The organism is Undibacterium pigrum (assembly GCF_003201815.1).
Lineage (GTDB): Bacteria > Pseudomonadota > Gammaproteobacteria > Burkholderiales > Burkholderiaceae_D > Undibacterium > Undibacterium pigrum.
The window spans coordinates 512626-531566 of the sequence record NZ_QJKB01000001.1 but is presented as its reverse complement, the minus strand read 5'-3'; the positions used below and the strand labels follow the sequence as shown (position 1 = coordinate 531566).

Below are 18941 nucleotides of genomic sequence, written 5' to 3'. Positions count from 1 at the left end.
TTCTCCAGTCTTAACCCTTGAGCTATATCGATGAAGTTGCACTCTACTCCTACGCAGCAATACCAGACCATCACTGCTTATGAAAAAGACAGTGTAGAAATTAATGCAATTACTTATACCTACAGCCTGATCGTGCTACCGGAAACCAAGCCTCAACAATGGTCGGCTACCAGTTTTGAGCAATTGAACGCTGCTGATTTTGCGCAAATTGAAGCGACCGTGCCCGATGTCGTGATTTTAGGCACAGGGAACAAGCAGCGCTTTGTTCATCCCAAACTGACCGCTGCACTGGCTACCAAACGCATAGGTGTGGAATGCATGGACAATCAGGCCGCTTGCCGTACTTATAATATCCTGATGGCTGAAGGCCGCAAGGTTGCGCTTGCCCTGATTATGGAAACTGCATGAACAAGACTTCCCCTTACGATTCCCCTCGTACCTTATGGGCCTTGATGATTGCCTTCCTGGTGATCTGGTTTTACATGCTGGGCGCAAGAACCCTGGTACCGACCGATGAAGGCCGGTATGCGCAAATGGGCCGCGAAATGCTGGCTTCTGGCGACTGGATTACCCTGCGCCTGAACGGCATCAAGTATTTTGAAAAGCCTCCCCTGCAAAACTGGATGAATGCCCTGACCTTTGCCCTGTTCGGCCTGGGAGACTGGCAAGCGCGTTTGTGGACAGGCTTGAATGGCTTACTGGGAGTTGCTGCCGTTGCTTACACCGGCAACAAGATATTCAGCCGCCGCGTCGGCATTATCGCGGCACTGGTATTGGGCTCAAGCTTCTGGTGGGCTGGCATGGGTCATGTCAACTCTCTGGATATGGGTTTATCTGGCATGATGACTCTGGCTTTGTGCGGTTTGCTGGTCGCGCAAATGGCAGATGCCAATAGCAAGACTGAACGCAATGCCATGCTGGTCTGCTGGGCAGGCATGGCACTGGCAACGATGTCGAAAGGCCTGATCGGCTTCGTGTTACCAGGAGGGGTGTTGGTTATCTATACCCTGGCAACCCGTGACTGGGGCTTATGGAAACGTCTGCACATGGGCAAGGGTCTGATCCTGTTTTTTGCCATCACTGCACCATGGTTTATCCTGATAGCGATAAAAAATCCTGAGCACCCGCATTTTTTCTTTATCCACGAGCATTTTCAGCGTTTTACCAGCACTGTGCACAAACGTGGTGGACCCTGGCATTATTTTATCCCCTTGCTTATTCTGGGCATCGTTCCGTGGATAGGTGTCTTGTTGCAAGGACTCTGGTCGGGCGTCAAAGATAAAACACCTGGCTTTCAACCCAGAAAGATGCTGTTTATCTGGGCAGCTTTCCTGTTTTTCTTTTTCAGTATTTCTGGCTCAAAATTACCAGGCTATATCTTGCCTATATTCCCTGCCCTGGCACTCCTGATAGCCAGCCACCTGGAACAGACAGATAGCCGCCCTGTAAAAACAGCTGGCATTTTATTTATTGTATTTGGCATAGCTATCGCAGTCGGCCTGACAATTTATCTGGGCAAACTGGATGCTGCCGACGAATTTGACCGCCCACTGGCGATTGCTTATACCCCCTGGATCATTGCCGTCATTACGCTGTCAATAGTGGGCGGCCTCGCCACCTGGCTGCTGGCACGCAAAGGCAATACTGGGAAAGACTGGGCAATCATTTGCCTGGCTGCCAGTGGTTATCTGGTTGGACAAATTGGTTTCCTGGGGCACAATCCCTGGGGTAAATATATGGCGGGCAGTGAATACATACCCGCCATCAAGGCTGAATTGATTTCTCCCACTACGCCTTTCTACGCAGTTGGCCGCTATGAACAGGCATTGCCGTTTTATCTGGAACGCACAGTAACGCTGGTTGAGTTTCCGGATGAAATGCAGTTTGGCCTGGAGCAACAGCCAGAATTGTGGATACCAAAGCGCGAAGACTTCATCAAAAAGTGGCAGGCACATCAGGACAAAGGCGAAGCCGCAGTCGCCATCGTGCGAAATGATATTTATGAAGACTTGAAAAAAACCGACTTTCCTATGCGGGTAATCGCCAAGGACCCTCGCCGGGTCATCATTGCCAACCTGGTTAATAAAAACAAATAAATAATTATGAATATCAATACCTTTGGCTTTATTTTCACTGGCATTATGCTCAATGCTGTTGCCCAGCTTTTGCTTAAGAAAGGCACGAATGCAGTTGGTGCCATACATCTGACTGCCGAAAACTGGTTTTCAACGGGCCTGCAACTGGCAACACAGTTACCCATCATCGGCGGCCTGACCTGCTATGTCATTTCTGTCGTTGTCTGGATCATAGGTTTATCGCGGGTTGATGTCAGCATTGCTTACCCGTTACTGTCATTAGGCTATATCGTGAATGCCATCGGTGCCTGGTATTTCCTGGGTGAAGTCATGTCCGTGCAAAGGATGCTGGCAATTGGCGTCATCATCATAGGCGTGGCTTTGCTGGTAAAAAGCTGAATTGCTTCATTGGCACACACCTCATATTCCATAAGAATAGCTTTGTTTTATTGAAAGGTTCACCATGAGTGATACATCCAAATTCCTGCCATTTACCAAACCGACTATCGATGAAGAAACCATCGCCGCCGTCACAGAAGTCTTGCGTTCTGGCTGGTTGACCAGTGGCCCTAAAGTGCAAGCTCTGGAAGCCCAATTGTCTGAATATTTTGGTGGCCGTCCTGTGCGCACGTTTAATTCTGGCACCTGCACCATGGAAATTGCCCTGCGCATTGCAGGCATAGGCGCAGGCGATGAAGTCATCACCACACCAAATTCATGGGTGGCTACTGCCAATGTCATCATAGAAACAGGCGCGACACCGGTTTTTGCTGACATTGATCCCAAAACACATAATATTGACCTCGACAAAGTCGAAGCTGCCATTACGCCACGTACCAAGGCCATCATCCCCGTGCACATGTGCGGCCTGCCTTGCGATATGGACAGGCTGTACGCCATCGCCGAAAAATATAAATTGCGCGTTATAGAAGATGCGGCGCAAGCCATAGGTTCCAGCTGGAAAGGCAAGCGCATAGGCGCTTTTGGTGATTTTGCTTCATTCAGCTTCCAGGTCAACAAAAACATCATGACAGGCGAAGGTGGCTGCCTGGTCTTGAATAACGCAGAGGAAGTACGTCTGGCCGAAAAATACAGGCTGCAAGGCGTGACGCGTAGTGGTCTTGATGGCATAGATGTTGATGTGCTGGGTGGCAAATACAATATGACCGATATTGCAGCGACCATAGGCCTGGGGCAAATGAAGCATCTGGCAGAGTTCAATGCCAAACGCGCGGCCCTGGCAAAGCACTATTTCACCAGCTTTGGCAATGACTTTGAACAAAAGACAGGGGCAGAATTACCTGTTGCCGACTTTGAAAACAGCAACTGGCATATGTTCCACCTGGTCTTGCCAGAAAGTGTTAATCGTGCGACTTTTATGCAGCAAATGCTGGATCAGCAAATTGGCCTGGGTTATCACTATCGCGCCATTCATTTATTCAGTATGTACCGCGAGCGCGGCTTTACCGATGGCATGTTCCCGATTGCAGAACGCATAGGCAAGCAAATTGTTACTTTGCCATTATTTCCAGCAATGAACACAGAAGATGTCGAAAGAGTCGTGTCTGCGGTAAAATCCTGCCTTCTCTGAAATCGGCAGAACAATACCAATGAAACCCGAACTCTCTGTTGTCATACCCGTCTACAACGAAGAAGCTGGCCTGGCCAAGCTGTTTGAACGCCTGTACCCGGCGCTTGATACGCTGGCAGCGCGCGGCGTCAGCTATGAAATAGTCTTTGTCAACGATGGCAGCCGCGATAATACGCCTGCCTTGCTGGCTGACCAATATCGCCTGCGCCCGGACGTAACCCGTGTCGTGCTGTTCAATGGCAATTATGGCCAGCACATGGCTATTCTGGCTGGCTTTGAAGCTACGCGTGGTGAGATTGTTGTCACTCTGGATGCGGATTTGCAAAATCCGCCAGAAGAAATCGGTGCACTCGTCGATAAAATGCGTGAAGGCTATGATTACGTAGGCTCCATACGCCGCAAGCGTCAGGATTCTGTCTGGCGTACTTATGCGTCCAAGGCGATGAACCGCTTCCGCGAAAAGATCACGCGCATCAAGATCACTGACCAGGGCAATATGCTGCGCGCCTATGGCCGCAATGTGATTAACCTGATTAATCAATGCAGCGAAGTGAATACCTTCGTCCCTGCCCTGGCTTATACCTTTGCACGCAAGCCGACTGAGATTACGGTTGAACATGAAGAACGCTCAGCCGGCGAATCAAAGTATTCACTGTACAGCCTGATACGTCTGAATTTCGACTTAATGACGGGTTTTTCCATCATGCCTTTGCAATGGTTTTCCATGCTGGGTATGGTGCTGTCTGTCTTGTCTGGTGGCCTGGTATTGCTGTTGCTGATACGCCGCTTTGTACTGGGTGCAGAGGCGGAAGGTCTGTTCACCCTGTTTGCTATCGCCTTCTTCCTGATGGGTGTAATCTTGTTCGGCATAGGTTTGCTGGGTGAGTATGTAGGCCGGATTTATCAGCAAGTGCGTGGTCGCCCGCGTTATGTGGTGCAAACCATACTCGAGCAATCCAGCGCAGATTTGCCTGAAGTTAATTAAGAGAGCAGAGATGACTACATCAGCATCCCCTGCAAAAGCAGTGGTAAAAGCGGTGGTTTTTGCCTATCACAGCGTAGGCGTGCGTTGCATCAAGACTTTGCTGGCACGCGGCGTAGATGTCAGACTGGTTGTCAGCCACACTGACAACCCGGCAGAAACCATCTGGTTTGAATCCGTTGCCGATCTTTGCCGTGAACAAGGCATACCCTGCATCACGCCTGATGATCCAAAATCAGTTCAACTGAAAGAACAAGTCGCGGCCATAGCTCCAGATTTCATTTTCAGCTTTTATTACCGTCACATGCTGCCGCTGGATGTATTGGCACTGGCCAGGCGCGGAGCATACAACCTGCATGGTTCTTTGCTGCCTAAATACCGTGGTCGTGTACCGGTCAACTGGGCAGTCTTGCATGGAGAGACTGAAACTGGTGCCACCCTGCATGAAATGGCCTTGAAACCTGATGCAGGTGACATTCTTGCTCAAGTATCAGCGCCCATTTTGCCGGATGACACAGCCTATGAAGTATTTGGTAAATTGACTGTGGCAGCAGAGCAATGCCTGTGGGCCGCGTTACCTGATTTGATTGCTGGTACTGCCAGGCGTTTGCCCAACGATTTATCTGCCGGTAGTTACTTCGGTGGTCGCAAACCGGAAGACGGACGTATCAACTGGCAACAGACTGCGCAACAGGTTTATAACCTGCATAGGGCAGTAGCTCCGCCCTACCCTGGTGCATACACTGATCAAGCTGGCCAGCGTTTTATTATCGGAAAAGCACGTTTATCCAAATCTGACGTTGCAAATTTGCCGATAGGCTTACATGTAGTAGATAATAACGTCCTTGGCGTGTGCGGCGATGGCCGGGCACTGCATATTATTGAATTGTTAATGGATGGCAAAATCGTGGGTACGCAGGAATTAGCGACCCTCTTAAAGCAAGCGGCATAAGCCTTTGTTTTGCACATCTGAACTGGCAATCAACATTTACTTTAAAAAGAATTCATTATGAAAAAAGTCCTCATACTCGGCGTGAACGGTTTTATCGGTCACCATTTGTCCAAGCGCATTCTGGAAACCACAGACTGGGAAGTGTATGGCATGGACATGCAAACCGAGCGTCTGGGCGACATGATCAATCACCCGCGCATGCATTTCTTTGAAGGTGACATCACCATCAATAAAGAATGGGTTGAATACCATGTCAAGAAGTGCGACGTCATCCTGCCTCTGGTGGCGATTGCTACACCTTCCACATATGTAAAACAGCCTTTGCGTGTGTTTGAACTGGACTTTGAAGCCAATCTGCCTATCGTTCGCTCCGCTGCAAAATATGGCAAACACCTAGTATTCCCATCCACTTCTGAAGTCTATGGCATGTGCCATGATGAAGAATTTGATCCGGAAGAATCCGAACTGATCTGCGGTCCTATCAATAAACCACGCTGGATTTATTCTTGCGCCAAGCAATTGATGGATCGCGTGATCTGGGGCTATGGCATGGAAGGCCTGAACTTCACTCTGTTCCGCCCGTTCAACTGGATCGGTGCTGGCCTGGATAATATCCACACACCAAAAGAAGGCAGCTCACGCGTTGTGACGCAATTCTTTGGCCATATCGTCCGTGGCGAAAATATTTCCCTGGTAGATGGCGGCGCGCAAAAACGTGCTTTCACTTATATCGACGACGGTATTGACGCACTGATGCGCATTATCGATAACAAAAACGGCGTAGCCAGCGGCAAGATCTACAACATCGGCAACCCGACCAATAATTTCTCCATCCGCGAACTGGCACACATGATGCTGGATCTGGCTGCTGAATATCCTGAGTATGCGGAAACGGCCAAAAAAGTAGAACTGACAGAAACCACTTCTGCAGCCTACTACGGCAAAGGCTACCAGGACGTGCAAAACCGCGTTCCAAAAATCACCAACACCTGTGAAGAACTGGGCTGGAAGCCGGTGACAACCATGCCAGACACCATGCGCAATATTTTTGATGCTTACCGCAGCCAGGTAGCTGAAGCACGCGCCTTGATGGACTAATACTGGATTACATGCCTACCATCGTTCTCAAGATCGACGTCGATACCTATCGCGGCACCAAAGAAGGCGTACCTAACCTGGTGCGCATTCTCAAGAAGCATAACTCAGGCGCAACTTTCCTGTTTTCTTTGGGCAAGGACCACACAGGCTGGGCCTTGCGCAGGGCATTTCGCCCTGGTTTTTTCCAAAAAGTGTCGCGAACCTCGGTCCTGGAGCATTATGGCTTCAAGACCCTGATGTATGGTGTTTTCCTGCCAGCCCCGGATATAGGCAGTTGCACGACCGAAATGCAGGCGGTGCGTGATGCCGGTTTTGAGTGTGGCATCCACACCTGGGACCATGTGGTCTGGCAAGACAATGTGCGGGTGCGTGATCTTGACTGGACTCGCAAACAAATGCAGCAAGCCCACCAGCGCTTCCAGCAAATTTTTGGTGTCACCCCAAAAACCCATGGTGCTGCCGGCTGGCAAATGAATGAACATGCTTTTGCCCAGCTCGACCAGTTTGACATGCAATACGCTTCTGACGGGCGCGCCATGCTCAATGAAGATGGTAGCCTCACCAATGCAGACGCTGGCCCCTACCGCCTGCAAGTGGGTAGCAATGTCATGTCCTGCATACAGATGCCAACTACCCTGCCGACTCTCGATGAGTTGCTGGGGCGCGACATCGCTGGCAATGTCATTAGCGAGTCAAATATCGCTGGCAATATACTGAAACTGACAGCAAATCCAAAAGATCATGTATTTACCTTACATGCAGAGCTTGAAGGACAAAAACTCGCCCCCATATTCGAGGAATTGCTGACAGGCTGGCACAAGCAAGGTTATCGTTGTATATCCATGGCGGACTACTATGCGTCCATCAAGAACAGTGACTTACCGACACGTCCATTGTCATGGGCAAGCTTGCCAGGTCGTTCCGGAGAACTGGTCGCCCTGATCTAGTCAGTCAGCAACATTTCTCCACCCCTAACCAAGGAGATGAAAGTGGCTGAGACCCCTTCCGCACTAAATTGCCAGGTACCAGAATTTTCTGCCGTCATGACTGGCGGCAAAGCGTTTCAATTAAGTGAACATATTGGTAAAAATATCGTCGTTTATTTTTACCCAAAAGACAACACTCCGGGCTGCACCACAGAAAGCATCGCCTTCCGTGACCTGCATCCTCAATTCCAGCAAGCTAACTCTGTTGTTTTTGGTGTCAGCCGTGACAGCTTGCGCTCTCACGACGGTTTCAAGAATAAATTAGACCTGCCTTTCGAACTGATTTCCGACCCTGATGAAACTTTATGCCTGTTGTTCAATGTCATGAAAATGAAGAACATGTATGGCAAACAAGTGCGCGGCATAGAGCGCAGCACATTTGTGATTGACGGCAATGGTAAATTAGTGAAAGAATGGCGTGGAGTCAAAGTAGCAGGACACGTAGACGAAGTACTCGAATTTGTGAGCGCCCAAACTTAATTGAACTCTCCAGAATTACTCTTGATAAAAGCCGCAAAAGACAGTGCCAGTAGCAATGCTGGTATGTCCTTAGCGGCTTTTAACTTTTCAGCTCTCACTTTTTGATTGAGGTTTTCATGCCATTGCCAAAAATGCCGACCAAGCCAGCAGCACTGCTTTCACCCAAGGATTATCCGAAGGCAGAAAAAGGCAAACCAGCCAAAACAATAAAACACGCAACGCCTGAGAAAATCATTGCAGTTGATGTCGCACCCGCACCACAAAGAAAGAAAACCACGCCGGTACCGGCAGTGGTCAGCAAAGCCGTTGCAGAAAAAGCGACACCAGCCGTCATCGCCAAGACTCTGCCTGTCGTCGCTGCAAGCAAGGCCAAATCTCACGACAGCCGCGTCAAGTCGGGCACCAGCCGCGCTGCCGACAAGTCAGGTACAACCAAGTTGTTTGTACTCGATACCAATGTATTGATGCATGACCCATCATCGCTCTTCCGTTTCGAGGAGCATGATGTCTACCTGCCTATGATCACTCTGGAAGAACTGGATGATCACAAGAAAGGCATGTCCGAAGTCGCCCGCAATGCCCGTCAGGTATCACGCTCACTGGATGCGCTGGTAGGTGATATCGACCATCACGATATCGAAAAAGGTATCTTGCTGTCCAAACTGGGCAACAAGGATGCCAAGGGCCATTTGTACTTCCAGACCAAATTGCAAAGCGCCGACTTGCCAGTCGGTCTGCCTAAAGGCAAGGCCGATAACCAGATCCTTGGTGTAGTGCGTGCCCTGGAAACAGAAATGCCGGGCCGCCCTGTCGTGCTGGTGTCGAAAGACATCAATATGCGCATCAAGGCGCGCGCCATGGGCTTGCCTGCCGAAGACTATTTCAATGATCATGTGCTGGAAGACTCTGACCTGCTGTATTCAGGCATCGTACAATTGCCTGACGACTTCTGGAACAAGCATGGCAAGGGTATAGAAACCTGGCAAGAAAACCGTAATGGTTTGAGCACGACTTTCTATCGAATTACCGGGCCTGTCATCCCCTCGCTGCTGGTGAACCAGTTCGTGTATCTGGAACCAAAAAATGGTGAAGCATCTTTCTATGGCCAGGTAAGGCAAATCAATGGCAAGACTGCAGTGCTGCAAACCTTGCGTGACTATGGCCATATCAAGCATAGCGTCTGGGGCATCACATCCCGCAACCGCGAACAGAACTTTGCATTGAATCTGTTGATGGATCCAGAATGCGATTTCGTTACCCTGTTGGGTCAGGCTGGCACAGGCAAGACCTTGCTGGCTTTGGCTGCAGGTCTGGCACAAGTACTGGAAACCAAAACCTACAATGAAATCATCGTCACGCGCGTTACCGTGCCTGTTGGTGAAGACATAGGTTTCCTGCCAGGTACAGAGGAAGAAAAAATGTCACCATGGATGGGCGCATTTGACGACAACCTGGAAGTGCTCAACAAGTCAGACAATGATGCAGGTGACTGGGGTCGTGCAGCCACGCAGGATTTGATACGCTCGAAGATCAAGATCAAGTCGCTGAACTTCATGCGTGGCCGTACTTTCGTCAATAAATTCCTCATCATCGACGAAGCGCAGAACTTGACACCGAAGCAGGTCAAGACTCTGGTAACGCGTGCGGGCCCTGGCACCAAGATCATCTGCCTGGGTAACATTGCCCAGATCGATACGCCATACCTGACTGAAGGCTCAAGCGGTCTGACTTATGTCGTAGACAGATTCAAAGGCTGGGCGCATAGCGGCCATGTGACACTGGCACGCGGTGAACGTTCTCGTCTGGCAGATCACGCGAGCGAGATTCTGTAATCGGACTCATGAAGTAAAAACGCAGCAAATAAAAATGGCGCATTCAATAATGAATGCGCCATTTTTTTATTAAACTTAAAATGAACCTGGATGATTAAGCTGATATTTGAAATTTATTTCCAGTCACCACGCAATTCACTGACCTTTTCCTGCAGCGCCTGAGGAGTCACATCCTGAGGCTGCATGACCTCACCTACGACCAGTTCCAGTTTGGAGAATGGGCCTTGACGGAATGCGCGTCCAAAGGAATTGCTTTTATCACGCGAAAATACACTACCCCATAAACCACGCAAAGCCAACGGATAAACCGGAACGGGGCTACGTTCCAGTATCTTCATGATCCCGCCTTTAAATTCATTCAATTCACCAGTCGCGGTCAATTTACCTTCAGGGAAAATGCAAACGAGATCACCTTCATGCAAAGCCTGGGCAACATCGATAAACGATTTTTCCATCAACCACGGGTCTTCTTTGGCTGGCGCGATAGGAATGGCCTTGGCAGTACGGAATACCCATGACATGAAAGGTATCTTAAATATCCTGTGGTCCATGACAAAGCGCACTGGTCGCGGGCTTGATGCCATGATGACGATGGCATCCATGTAGCTGACATGATTACAGACGAGGATGCCAGCCCCTTCATCAGGCAGGCGCTCAGTATTGATGGTCTTGACCTTGTAGATAGTGTGTATCAATATCCACGCAATAAAACGCATCAAAAACTCTGGTACCAGGCTGAAGATATAGATCGCCACGATGGCATTCAGAATAGCAGTTGCCATGAAGATTTGCGGTATCGTGAAACCTTTTTCCAGCATCGCTACAGCAGACAATGAAGCGACCACCATGAACAAGGCGTTCAGGATATTCATGCCCGCGATCGTACGCGACAGATGTTTTGGATCGCAACGTGTTTGTATCAAAGCAAACAAAGGCACGATGTATAAACCACCGAAGATACCTATCATCGTAATGTCGAACAGGATGTGCAAACTACCCGTTTGCTTGATGAACTCCATGGCGCCGACAGTTGCCACATTGGTATAGCTAAGGCTGGATAAATACAGATCAAAACCAAATACAGACAAACCGATGGCCCCAAAAGGCACCAGACCAATTTCGACCTTATGACCAGAGAGCTTCTCGCATAACAAAGAACCTGCGCCTATACCAAAAGAGAATATCGTCAACAAAAGCACAAAGACGCTGTGGTCACCATGCAGGTAATTTTTTGCATATAAAGGAAATTGCGCCAGAACAATCGCGCCGTAAAACCAGAACCAGGAGTTACCCAGCAAAGACAAAAATACCGGACGGTTTTGTTTGCTGAAACTGATATTCCTGATTGTTTCTGTTGCTGGATTCCAGTTGATTTTTAATTCCGGCGCAGGAGCTGGAGAATCGGGGATACGCAGTGCCGTCAGATAACCCATGATAGCAACGACTATCGCACCACCAGCAACCAATTCTATGCCCCAGGGTTTGTGAACCACCAGCATGGCACCGAGAATTTCACCTAGCAAGATGCCGACAAAGGTACCCATTTCTATCAGGCCATTGCCGCCAACCAGCTCGTCAGTCTTCAGATGCTGGGGTAAATAGGCATATTTGACCGGGCCAAACAAGGTTGAATGTATGCCCATGCCTGCAACAGCGGCAATCAGCAGCCAAAGATTATGCGTTTGCCAGCCGACAGCAGCAATCAGCATGATACCAATTTCGAGCAATTTGACATTGCGGGCCATGCGGCCTTTTTCGAATTTGTCAGCCAATTGACCGGAGGTTGCTGAAAACAGCACAAAGGGCAGAATGAATAAACCTGGTATCAGGTTATTAAGCAAGCCGACATCCATATTTGTCCAGGACAATGCGTCATACGTCAGTATGGTCAGCAAGGCTGTCTTGAACACATTATCATTGAACGCGCCGAGAAATTGCGTCCAGAAAAACGGAGCAAAGCGACGCTGGGACAGCAGGGTAAACTGGCTATGTTGGCTCATGGATGTTGTCTGCTACCTGAAATTAAGATTGAAACCGCAAGAATTGTAACTTACCCAAATAAGATTTGAGTAAAAACCACGTAAGCCATTATGAAAGAAAGAAGTCAATTGCCTTATGGACTGGCAATATCTGACAACTTTCTTGAGTAGCTGTCTGTAAGGCGCTTTCCAGCAAAGCTGGCGTTGCCCCCCATGGACCAGGTGTTTCACTGACTTCATGACTATATAAAATCAACCAACCGCCCTCTGAGGCAGTATGTTTGATCAGTGCACCTATCTCATCTTCATTATTATTGGCCGAGTATAAGGCTTGTGCACGCAAGGCAGACAAGTCGGCACGCCCTGTCTGGGTACCGCCACCGGTAATCCGGTTATACGCAAATCGCTTCGAAGCCGCCAGTTTGCTGCCCAGGTCATAAGCGCCAAAGGGAAAAGCGAAACCATGATTGGTGATGCCATGCTGCTTGAAAAAAGCCTGGTTGCGTTCCCAATCTTCCTGCAAAAAACTGGGGGTGGCATTGGCACAATTGGTATGCGAATAGGTGTGACAACCAATTTCATGCTCGTTTTCCAGTAATCGCCGCAAATCTTCTACGCTATGGCATGGCTGGTTTTGCTCAACGCCATCGGTCAGACTGCCGCAAATATAGAAAGTACCTCGTGCCTGGTATAACTCCAGCAGCATGGCCCCCTGATGGCAGGCACTGGCTGGCACATCATCAAAACTGAAACTGACTACGCCCCTGCCCTTATTCAATGGCAACCAGCGATTTGCTGTGTGGCGTGCCGCGAAGCGGCTTAATTTTTGTGTCAGCCCCATGATCAGCGCAAACTATCCGAGGCACTCAGGGAATGTTGATAGCGTTTCAAGCCCATACGCGAATTACTCCCCGGTAAATTTTCATACGTGTACTCCAGCCCAAACTTGACCACCGCCTGTTTCAAATTCACACCATCTGATTCACGCTGGACTTTTTCATAAAAACTATCCAGCACCAGGCGAAATCCTCGCTCAAACTCATAAGCGCCACCCAAGCCCACACGTATCAATTTCTCCTTGCGCGAAGTACCATCAGCAAGAGTTGCCAGGCGCGGCACCAGGACATTATCGCTATTTTGAAAAAGTGTGGAGAAATTCATTTGCGATTTATCTGAGTACTTCCATTGCGCATCGAAGCGTACAGCCTTGCTCAGCACATAGACCACGGTACGGTCGACTATCGTAAAAGGCCGGTCCCATAGCTGCAAATCAAGACGTACTTTAGGTGAGTGATGATAAGTGCCGCGCAGCAGAATATTCGACAAATTGGTATCGCGCTCAGTCAGCACATCATACTTGCGCTTGATCACGCCCAGATGCGCACTGGTGACAGACTTGCTACTGTAGCGCCACTCAGCATCGAGAAATACCTCTGACTCTTTATATGCCTTATCGAGGTCTGCAATATCCCGCTCATTGCGGTCTGGGAAATTGGTTTCAGACAAACGCGTTCCAATTTCAACGCTTGACCCGGTTGGCGAATAGTAGCGGCCACTCAATTGCCTGCCGCGCTCGTCAAAGTTATATAACTGATTCAAGGGCAAATCGTAATTTAGTCCCGCTCTGTCCAGACTGACATTCAAGGACCATTCATCCGTCAGTTTAAAGTTGACGTTAGCAGCAGCACGTTTTTGATGAGAGATATCTTTATCCGTCAGGCTGCCGTTAATATATTGAAACAACCTGTCTTCTTTACCGGCAGTGATTTGGCCATTCACAATTTTCCCAGCTGCCCATTGTAGGGTGGCATCGGCAGCAGTAAGGTGATGATTGAGTTCTTTATAGTTTTTATAATGCCGGTTACCGAGTGAACCAGTCAATATCAGGCGGGTGCGGTCAGATAAAATAGGGATGATGGCACCGGCACGTACGTCCGTGCCGGTCACACTGTCGCGGTTGCGGAATTGCTTATCGGGCCCAAGAACAGGCTGTTCAGTCTGATCGCCCTGATCGGGCTGAACAGGTTTGGCCGTTTGTTCGTAAAAACGAAAGGGATTGCTGTCACTGGTCAGTGAAGTTTCCAGTTGCAATACCAACTCCACCGTATCTGCCGCATATATAGATGGGCTCAGCGCAAATAACAGGCCAGACACCAGCCAGCTACCTGGCTGGGTAGAAAAATGAGCTATGGAGAACATACGATGATGCCTCCTGAGTTTCATTTTGCTGGTCTTTTGCATGCCATTCTATTGTTGTTGCAGTCCACGATCAGTTAAACGGAAAACACGGTCACAGCGTCCGGCCAATTCTGCATCATGGGTAACTATAACAAAAGCAGTACCCAGCGTGCGCGACAATTCCAGCATCAGGGCAAATACCTGTTGCGCCGTACTACCGTCAAGATTACCGGTAGGTTCATCTGCCAGCACGCAGGCTGGCTGGGTGACCAGCGCACGCGCCAAAGCCACGCGCTGTCTTTCGCCACCGGATAACTCACCAGGTACATGTTTAAGTCTATGGCCAAGCCCGACTTTTTCCAAAGTGGCTTGCGCTATTTTCTGCGCTTCTGCCCTTGCCATGCGGCGGATAATGAGCGGCATGGCGACATTATCCAGTGCTGAAAATTCGGGCAATAAATGATGGAACTGATACACAAATCCCAGGGCATGATTACGCAATTCGCCGCGTGCTTTTTCATTCAAACTGGCAAAATCCTTGCCTTGCAGGGTTACCGTGCCTTTGCTTGGTGTATCCAGACCACCCAGCAAATGCAGCAAGGTGGACTTGCCGCAGCCAGAAGCGCCTATGATGGCAACCCGTTCGCCTCTGAAAACACTGAGGTTAATTTCTTTCAATACATTGACAGAATCCAGCCCTTGCGAAAATGTCTTGCCCAGATCACTGCAAGATAAAACCGCTTCTTGCTCATTACTTTGCTTGTTCTGTTCTTTATTCAATACTTGATCACTCATAACGCAATGCCTCCGCAGGTTTCACGCGTGAAGCACGCCAGCTAGGGTAAATGGTAGCCAGCATGGCCAGGATTAAGGCAACACTGCCGATAGTCAGTACGTCAGATAACTGCACATCGGATGGCAATTTGCTGATGACATACACCTCTTTGGAAAGCAGTTGTATGCCCAATATGCTCTCTATAAAAGGCACAATCACGTCAATATTCAGGGAGATCAACAAACCCAGGCCCACACCTGACAAGGTCCCCAGGCAACCGACGATAGTGCCCTGTATCACGAATATTTTCATGATGGACGACGGTGCCGCCCCCAGGGTGCGCAAGATGGCAATATCAGCCTGTTTGTCAGTCACCGTCATGACCAGGGTTGACACCAGATTGAAGGCAGCCACAGCGATAATCAGCGTCAGGATGATGAACATCATGGTTTTTTCTGCTTTTACCGCAGCGAAATACACTTTGTTCTGTTGTGACCAGTCACGTATCAGCAAATCTCCAGAGAGGGTGCGCGACAGTTCCAGCGCCACTTGTGGGGCCTTGAGCATTTCCTTGATACGCAAACGCAGGCCAGAGGGGGAGCTCAGACGGAAGAATTTTTGTGCGTCTTCTATGTGCATGAACGCCATGCCTGAATCATACTCATAGTGACCGGCTTCAAATATACCCACCACATTAAAGGCTTTCAGACGGGGCACGACACCTGCAGGTGTCATTTGCCCTTCAGGTGCAGCGAGGGTGATTTTTTCACCTATGCGGACGCGCAAGCTGCTGGCCAATGCTGAACCCAGCACGATATTGAATTCGCCTGGCTTGAGGTCAGCCCATTTACCATACTTGATTTTGCTGGCAACGTCAGAAACCTTGGGCTCTTCTTCCGGCAGGATGCCGCGCAAGATTACGCCGCGCATGACATCTTCACGGATAATCATGGCCTGACCATCGACATAGGGAGCTGTCCCAGTGACTGCAGGATTTTTTTGCACTTCCAGCGCAGTTGAGCGCCAGTCAGGTAAGGCTCCGCTGGCATCAAAGACTTCGACGTGAGCCAGTACGGACAACATGCGGTCCCGCACTTCTTTCTGGAAACCATTCATGACTGAAATGACAACAATCATGGCTGCCACACCCAGTCCTATACCTGCCATGGAAATCAGCGAGATAAAGGAAATAAAACCATTACGACCACTACGCCGGCCAGCACGCGTATAACGCAAGCCAACCAGCCATTCAAAAGAGAGATTTTTCACTGCATTTACACTTGTTGTGAAGGCAGCCAGCAGTTTGCCACACGTTTGCCATACAATACAGCACTATGAACCATTTAGAATTGATAATCCCCTTCGGGATTCCACCAGCAAGCCTTGCCAAAGACCTGTTAAAAGAAATGCAGACCCCAGGTTTAGCCAGGCTAATCGCTTGCGCAGGCAGTGCCCGGACGCAGACGACAGACGATTTCTCGCGCGCACTCAGCCATGAATACTGGCTTGCAGGCCAGTTTCCTCCCGCAGATAAAGCAAATAGCCCGGCAATAGCCTGGAACCGCATGCAAGCATATGGCCTGAGGCCTGAAGCCGGAAATTGGTACGTCTTGCAGCCTGTCCACATCCATATTGCCCGTGATCATCTGGTGCTGACAGATCAGCGGCAATTAAACATTAGTGAAACCGAATCCCGTTCATTGTTTGAAATGGCTAAAGCAAGTTGCGAAGAAATGGGCTTGCAAATCTTGTTTGGCGATGCACAAACCTGGTTTTTACGTGCCGATGAATGGGCAGGCTTGCAAACAGCCACTGTAGATGCTGCTTGCGGTCACAATATTGATATATGGATGCCAAAAGGCGAGTTTGAGCGTCCCTGGCGCAAATTGCAAAATGAAATACAGATGCAGTGGTTCACCCATGACATTAATGCCCAGCGTGAGATGCGCGGTGCCAAAGTCATCAATTCTGTCTGGATATCTGGTGGCGCGCAAAATCTTGAGCCAGCGCTGAAGCAAGTCAGTACCGCTAACAATTACGCCCAGCATCTGTCTCAGTCACAAGGACAAGTACCAGGATTACTCAACAATCTATGCGAAGCTGCCATCAATAACGACTGGGCGCTGTGGCTGGACAATATGCACGAACTGGATAAAAACTGGTTTTCCCCTCTGGTGGCAGGTCTGCAGAATAAGCAAGTCACCAGCCTGAAACTCAATTTCAGCGATGCGCACAAGATCGCCAGATTTGACCTGACGCCCTGGTCCTTGCGTAAATTTTGGGTCAAGCCCTCATTACATCATTTATTTTCGATTTCATGACACGCATTACAGTACGCCCCTGCCCTTTCCGTGAATCTGAAATGTTGCGCCAGAATGGCTTGCATCCTGTGCTGGCACGCCTATATGCATCACGCGGTGCAACAGGCGAAAAAGAACTCAGCACCGAGTTGAATGCCATGCTGCCCCCTGCCGGGCTTTTACACATAGGCCAGGCAGCAACATTTTTAGCTGACGCAATTGCACAAAACAAAAAACTCGTTATCGTTGCCGATTATGACTGCGATGGTGCGACTGCCTGTGCGGTAGGCTTGCGCGGCCTGCGCATGCTGGGGGCAAATGTCGATTACATCGTGCCGAACCGTTTTGAATATGGCTATGGCCTGACGCCAGAAATCGTTGCACTAACACAAAAAGAAAAGTCGCCAGACGTCATCGTCACCGTCGATAACGGCATTGCCAGTGTGGATGGCGTTGCAGCGGCAAATGCCCAGGGCATTGCCGTGGTCGTCACCGATCACCATTTGCCAGGCGACCATTTGCCGGATGCCGCTGTCATCGTCAATCCTAACCAGCCTGAATGTGGCTTCCCCAGCAAAAACCTGGCCGGTGTCGGCGTCATGTTTTACGTACTGCTGGCTTTACGGGCAGAATTGCGCCAACGCGGCGTATTCGATCAGCAAAATCAACCCAAGCTCGATGCCTTGCTGGATTTGGTTGCGTTGGGTACGGTTGCTGACGTGGTTAAACTGGATGCCAATAACCGCATCCTGGTGGCGCAAGGCTTAAAGCGTATGCGCGCTGGACGTATGTGTGCAGGCATCGCTGCCTTGTTCCGCGTAGCTGGCCGTGAACCGCGCAATGCCAGCCCTTTTGATCTTGGTTTTGCTCTTGGCCCCAGGCTCAACGCCGCTGGCCGGCTGGCTGACATGGCGCTGGGCATAGAATGCCTGACTACCGATGACGAAGGCCGCGCCTGGCAAATCGCCCAGGAATTAAATAGCATCAATGCTGATCGCAAAGACATAGAACGCGAAATGCAGGATGTGGCCCTGCTGCACCTGGACGATTTTCAACCGCAAGACAGCAATACTATTACAGTGTTTGATGAGAGCTGGCATCAGGGTGTCATTGGCATCGTCGCCTCTCGCCTGAAAGACAAGTTTTATCGTCCTACCATCACCTTTGCACCTGGCGGCGAGGGATTGATCAAAGGTTCAGGTCGCTCCATACCTGGCTTTCATTTGCGCGATGCACTTGATCTGGTGTCCAAGCATGCGCCGAGTCTGATACAAAAATTTGGCGGCCATGCGATGGCAGCGGGTCTGACCTTGCGAGCTGAAGACTTTCCAGCATTCCAGCAAGCTTTTGAATCTGTAGGAAAAAGCTGGTTACAGGCTCATCAGCTAGAGCGTGTCGTGGAAACAGATGGTCCACTGGAAGATGCCTATTACTCGACGGACTTTATTCGCCTGCTGGATACGCAAGTATGGGGGCAAGGCTTTCCCCCCCCCATATTTTGCGATGACTTTAAACTGATATCACAGAGGATATTAAAAGAGCGTCATTTAAAGCTGGTGCTGGAAAAAAACAAGCTGCGTTATGATGCTATATGGTTCGGTCACACCGACAGCCTCCCTGAAAACGTACATGTCGCTTTCAGGCTGGATGCCAATGAATATAATGGTGTCACCAGAGTACAGTTACTGGTCGAGCACATAGATTGATGTTGCC

The 18941-nt window shown here is 49.6% G+C and carries 17 protein-coding genes; 12 read left to right on the top strand and 5 right to left on the bottom strand.

Translation table 11 applies throughout. The annotated features are described in order from the left end of the window. The first annotated feature begins 30 nt into the window (after positions 1–30). The 10 genes from DFR42_RS02405 to DFR42_RS02360 all read left to right on the top strand — a co-directional run bounded on the left by DFR42_RS02405 (position 31) and on the right by DFR42_RS02360 (position 9996). Positions 31–408 carry an Mth938-like domain-containing protein gene (locus DFR42_RS02405; RefSeq protein WP_110253342.1) on the top strand — a complete coding sequence of 126 codons (378 nt, stop codon included), beginning with the start codon at positions 31–33 and terminating at the stop codon, positions 406–408. Beyond that, entirely contained in the window at positions 405–2096 is a 1692-nt protein-coding gene (locus DFR42_RS02400; protein WP_110253341.1) for a glycosyltransferase family 39 protein, read from the top strand. Before DFR42_RS02405 ends, DFR42_RS02400 begins: the two co-directional genes overlap by 4 nt. 6 nt (positions 2097–2102) lie before the next feature. Continuing rightward, positions 2103–2474 carry an EamA family transporter gene (locus DFR42_RS02395; RefSeq protein WP_110253340.1) on the top strand — a complete coding sequence of 124 codons (372 nt, stop codon included), beginning with the start codon at positions 2103–2105 and terminating at the stop codon, positions 2472–2474. Between the two features lie 64 nt (positions 2475–2538). After that, positions 2539–3666, top strand: coding sequence for a DegT/DnrJ/EryC1/StrS family aminotransferase (locus DFR42_RS02390; protein WP_110253339.1), 1128 nt, complete (start codon positions 2539–2541; stop codon positions 3664–3666). 19 nt (positions 3667–3685) lie between these two features. After that, positions 3686–4651, top strand: a complete 966-nt coding sequence (locus DFR42_RS02385) for a glycosyltransferase (protein ID WP_110253338.1) — start codon at positions 3686–3688, stop codon at positions 4649–4651. A gap of 10 nt (positions 4652–4661) precedes the next feature. Beyond that, on the top strand, positions 4662–5600 hold the full coding sequence (locus tag DFR42_RS02380; RefSeq protein WP_110253337.1) for a formyltransferase: 939 nt from the start codon (positions 4662–4664) through the stop codon (positions 5598–5600). A 57-nt stretch (positions 5601–5657) separates the two neighbouring features. Next, on the top strand, positions 5658–6698 hold the full coding sequence (locus DFR42_RS02375; protein ID WP_110253336.1) for a bifunctional UDP-4-keto-pentose/UDP-xylose synthase: 1041 nt from the start codon (positions 5658–5660) through the stop codon (positions 6696–6698). 11 nt (positions 6699–6709) lie between these two features. Continuing rightward, the gene (locus DFR42_RS02370; protein WP_110253335.1) at positions 6710–7645 is read left to right on the top strand and encodes a polysaccharide deacetylase family protein; all 936 of its coding nucleotides are present in this window, start codon (positions 6710–6712) and stop codon (positions 7643–7645) included. A gap of 36 nt (positions 7646–7681) precedes the next feature. Further along, on the top strand, positions 7682–8164 hold the full coding sequence (locus tag DFR42_RS02365; protein ID WP_211324111.1) for a peroxiredoxin: 483 nt from the start codon (positions 7682–7684) through the stop codon (positions 8162–8164). A gap of 116 nt (positions 8165–8280) precedes the next feature. Further along, positions 8281–9996, top strand: coding sequence for a PhoH family protein (locus tag DFR42_RS02360; RefSeq protein WP_110253334.1), 1716 nt, complete (start codon positions 8281–8283; stop codon positions 9994–9996). A gap of 113 nt (positions 9997–10109) precedes the next feature. Here the strand turns inward: DFR42_RS02360 and DFR42_RS02355 are convergent, their stop codons facing one another. The 5 genes from DFR42_RS02355 to DFR42_RS02335 form a co-directional block, all read right to left on the bottom strand. Next, complete coding sequence (locus DFR42_RS02355; protein WP_110253333.1) at positions 10110–11996, bottom strand: MFS transporter; 1887 nt, start codon at positions 11994–11996, stop codon at positions 10110–10112. 88 nt (positions 11997–12084) lie between these two features. Next, positions 12085–12816 (bottom strand): polysaccharide deacetylase family protein, encoded by a 732-nt coding sequence (locus DFR42_RS02350; protein ID WP_110253332.1) that lies wholly within the window; start codon positions 12814–12816, stop codon positions 12085–12087. A 2-nt stretch (positions 12817–12818) separates the two neighbouring features. Continuing rightward, entirely contained in the window at positions 12819–14174 is a 1356-nt protein-coding gene (locus DFR42_RS02345) for a hypothetical protein (RefSeq protein ID WP_110253331.1), read from the bottom strand. Positions 14175–14222: 48 nt separating this feature from the next. Beyond that, a complete protein-coding gene (gene lolD, locus DFR42_RS02340) occupies positions 14223–14948 on the bottom strand; it encodes a lipoprotein-releasing ABC transporter ATP-binding protein LolD (RefSeq protein ID WP_110253330.1) in 726 nt (241 codons plus the stop codon). Further along, complete coding sequence (locus DFR42_RS02335) at positions 14941–16197, bottom strand: lipoprotein-releasing ABC transporter permease subunit (protein ID WP_245936801.1); 1257 nt, start codon at positions 16195–16197, stop codon at positions 14941–14943. The genes lolD and DFR42_RS02335 overlap by 8 nt, the downstream gene beginning before the upstream one ends. A 65-nt stretch (positions 16198–16262) precedes the next feature. On the opposite strand from DFR42_RS02335, the gene DFR42_RS02330 reads away from it, so the two are divergent. Next, positions 16263–17249: a hypothetical protein gene (locus DFR42_RS02330; protein WP_245936800.1), complete on the top strand. Its 987-nt coding sequence runs from the start codon at positions 16263–16265 to the stop codon at positions 17247–17249. Further along, complete coding sequence (gene recJ, locus DFR42_RS02325; protein ID WP_110253327.1) at positions 17246–18934, top strand: single-stranded-DNA-specific exonuclease RecJ; 1689 nt, start codon at positions 17246–17248, stop codon at positions 18932–18934. The genes DFR42_RS02330 and recJ overlap by 4 nt, the downstream gene beginning before the upstream one ends. The last annotated feature ends 7 nt before the right edge of the window (positions 18935–18941 follow it).